The sequence below is a fragment of the Acinetobacter sp. Ver3 genome (assembly GCF_000632455.1).
GTDB lineage: Bacteria > Pseudomonadota > Gammaproteobacteria > Pseudomonadales > Moraxellaceae > Acinetobacter.
The window spans coordinates 1-428 of record NZ_JFYL01000193.1 but is presented as its reverse complement, the minus strand read 5'-3'; the positions used below and the strand labels follow the sequence as shown (position 1 = coordinate 428).

Genomic DNA, 428 nt, shown 5'->3' with positions numbered 1-428 from the left:
GCATAGGGTATCGATTAGTATGGAGGTGGATTTTTGTATTTCGGCTTTAAATGAAGCGATTGAAAAATATGGTCGACCTGAAATATTTAATACAGACCAAGGCAGCCAGTTTACCAGTGATGCATTTATTGATGTATTGAAATCAAATGGCATTCAAATCAGTATGGATGGTAAAGGTCGATGGGTAGATAATGTGATGGTTGAACGATTATGGCGGAGCGTTAAATATGAAGAGGTGTATCTCAAAGCTTATAGCAGTGTCACAGATGCGAAAAAGCAATTAAGTGCATATTTTGAGTTTTATAATTTGAAACGACCTCATTCGAGTCTAGACAAAATGACACCAAATGAGTTTTACTATGATCAGCTACCCCAACAAAACAAGGTGGCTTAACTAGAGCGGAATATCACTTATAAATACGCTTTTA

At 36.4% G+C, this 428-nt stretch carries 1 protein-coding gene; it reads left to right on the top strand.

The features are described 5' to 3' along the window. The coding region (locus CL42_RS16330; protein ID WP_035271121.1) for an integrase core domain-containing protein at nt 1-394 on the top strand (394 nt) is incomplete at its 5' end. Nucleotides 395-428: the final 34 nt, after the last annotated feature.